At 65.9% G+C, this 2,876-nt stretch carries 1 protein-coding gene and 2 pseudogenes; 2 read left to right on the forward strand and 1 reads right to left on the reverse strand.

Annotated elements, in window-relative coordinates; all coding sequences use genetic code 11:
* The coding region (locus VGF12_RS16815) for an excinuclease ABC subunit UvrA (RefSeq protein WP_331177198.1) at nucleotides 1-1,787 on the forward strand (1,787 nt) is incomplete at its 5' end.
* A gap of 80 nt (nucleotides 1,788-1,867) precedes the next feature.
* Here the strand turns inward: VGF12_RS16815 and VGF12_RS16820 are convergent.
* Nucleotides 1,868-2,745, reverse strand: a pseudogene (locus VGF12_RS16820) (conjugal transfer nickase/helicase domain-containing protein); the annotation flags it as partial.
* A 7-nt stretch (nucleotides 2,746-2,752) separates the two neighbouring features.
* Here VGF12_RS16820 and VGF12_RS16825 point away from each other — a divergent pair.
* Nucleotides 2,753-2,876: pseudogene (locus VGF12_RS16825) on the forward strand (IS3 family transposase); the annotation flags it as partial.

A 2,876-nucleotide genomic window follows, 5' to 3' on the forward strand; every position in this document is an offset into this window, starting at 1 on the left:
CGTGCCCCACCTGCCACGGCAAGCGGCTCAAGCCCGAGGCGCTGTCGGTCACCTTCGCCGGCGTGGACATCGGCGCGTTCATGCAGATGCCGCTGGACCAGTTGGCGGCCTTGCTCGAACCCATTGCCCAGGGCGATTTCCGCGCCCATGCAGCGGGGGCGGCTACGGACAAGGAAGCGACCCGACGCGACCGTGCCGAACGCGCGGCCTCCGGTCGCGCCGTCCATGCGGTATCGCCCGACGTGCGCCGCACCTCGGCGCTATCGGAAGAAAAGCGCCTCGCCGCGCAGCGCCTGGCCGGTGGCGTGATGGCACGCCTGCGCCAACTGCGTGGGCTGGGCCTGGGCTACTTGACGCTGGACCGGGCCACGCCGACGCTTTCGGCCGGCGAGTTGCAGCGCCTGCGGCTGGCCACGCAATTGAGTTCCCTGTTGTTCGGTGTCGTGTACGTGCTCGACGAGCCCTCCGCGGGCCTGCACCCCTCCGATAGCCAGGCCCTGTACGACGCACTCGACCGGCTGCGCGACGCCGGCAACTCGGTGTTCGTGGTGGAGCACGACTTGGATCTGATGCGCCGCGCGCAATGGCTCGTGGATGTCGGGCCGGATGCTGGGGAGCGTGGCGGCCGCGTGCTCTACAGCGGCGAGCCGGATGGCCTGCGCAAGATTGCCGAATCGCGTACTGCACGCTACCTGTTCGATGAGATCCCCGCGCCGGGAAGCCGGGCACGCGAAGCGACCGGCTGGCTGGAGCTGCAGGACATTCACCGCCACAACCTGCATGGCGTGAATGCGCGCATTCCGCTGGGCGTGCTGACGGCCGTCACCGGCATCTCCGGCTCGGGCAAGTCCAGTCTCGTCGCGCAGGCCCTGCCGGAGCTGGTGCTGCTGCACCTGGGCCACGAGCCGGAAGACGATGTAGCCGAAAGCGCCACCAGCGAAGGGCCGGCAGTGATCGAAGCGACCGGCGGCCATCTGGCGGGCGACGTGGACGCCGTACAGCGTCTGGTGCAGGTGGACCAGAAACCGATCGGGCGCACGCCGCGGTCGAACCTGGCCACCTACACGGGCCTGTTCGACCATGTGCGCAAGCTGTTCGCTGCCACGCCCGATTCGCGACGCCGCCGCTACGATGCCGGACGGTTCTCGTTCAACGTCGCCAAGGGGCGCTGCGAGACCTGCGAGGGCGAGGGCTTCGTCAGCGTGGAACTGCTGTTCATGCCCAGCGTGTACGCGCCGTGCCCGACGTGCCATGGCGCACGCTACAACGAGGCCACGCTGAAGGTGCAATGGAACGGGCGCAACATCGCCGAGGTGCTGCAGATGACCGTGGACGAAGCCAGCGAATTCTTCGCGGGTGAAGACGCTGTGACAAGGCCACTGCAACTGCTGCGCGATATCGGACTGGGCTACCTGCGCCTGGGGCAACCGGCCACCGAGCTTTCCGGTGGCGAGGCGCAGCGTATCAAGCTGGCGACCGAGCTTCAGCGCAGCCAGCGCGGCCGAAGCCTGTACGTGCTCGACGAGCCGACTACCGGGCTGCATGCGTCGGACGCCGACCGGCTGCTGGTGCAGTTGCAGCGCCTGGTCGATGCCGGCAATACCGTAGTGATGATCGAACACGATATGCGCGCGGTGGCCCAGGCCGATTGGGTGATCGACGTGGGGCCTGGTGCAGGCGCTGCCGGCGGCAGCATCGTGGTGGCGGGCTCCCCTCAGCAGGTGGCCCGAACGTCTGGCAGCAGAACCGCTCCGTTCCTTGCACAGGAGTTGGCGCGGGCCGAGTAGCTCAGTTCGCCAAATGTTGCCAATTTTCGCGGGACATTGATCGTCGCCACACGACGGTGGCGATCAATGCCCCAATCGCGTCATCCTTCCTGAGTCAGAGCAAGATAGGGGTTAGCGGGCGGTATTTCGGCGAGTGCCAAGGACCCATCTTCGAGGAGGTAGCCATGGAGTCGGCGGGACTTCCTCGGGCCCGTGACTTCACAGGTCCAAATGTTCAGGCCATTGGGCTGCTTTCGATGTAGCTGCAGCTTCTCGAAGCGCTTCTGCACCCACTGCCAATCCTGTTGATTCTCCTGCTTGGCGAGTGCGGCCACTTCGGGATGCTCCTGCGCATAGCGTTGGAACACACCCGGGCTGACCAGGTAGGCCGTGTCATTCACCGTATGCACGAGTGCCTTCGCGTCGTTGATGATGAGCCGTCGTGAGGCGATTCCCTGCTTCAGCCAAACCATGAACTGTTCCCCGGATGGCTTCGTTGCCGATGGCCCAGGCGTAGGCGCGGGTGCAGGTGCAGGCGATGGAATGGACGTCGCGGCTGTTGCTGGCGCGGGTTGTGGAGGAACTCCTCGGCATCCTGGCCAACGCCGGCCGACTCACCCAAGCCCACCATCGCGAGCAAATCCTCCATGACGTCGGGCACGGGCTGGGCTGCGGGCGGTGAAACGATGGTGGTGCTGTCGCCCTCCCGAATCGGAGGCTCTTGACCTCCCTGCGCTGGGTTCACCGAGACGGAAGGCGCGGGAGCCGACATGCTGGCGTCGTTTTCCGCGGGCGTCGCGTCGATCTCTACCGTCCCCGCGAAAGGTGCTGGTCGCTCGCCAGACTCCCAGATCAGCGCGGGAGCGAGACGCAACAGGGTGAACGAATGGGACCAGCCGGTCGTGCTGGTCACGGTCGCGCGCCAGACCGCTTTGCCGTTCGAGGTGGGCTGGAGCATGCCGTGGTCTTGCTGTTGATTTCCACGCATTGAGGTCGACTTCTCATTGCCCTCGCTACGTGTGATTCGGGTCTTGGAGCAAATCATGCAGTGGCGTGGCAAACCCCAAGTCATTCGCTGTGACAACGGGCCTGAGTACATCAGCGCAACAC

The organism is Roseateles sp. (assembly GCF_036404855.1).
GTDB lineage: Bacteria > Pseudomonadota > Gammaproteobacteria > Burkholderiales > Burkholderiaceae_C > Pelomonas.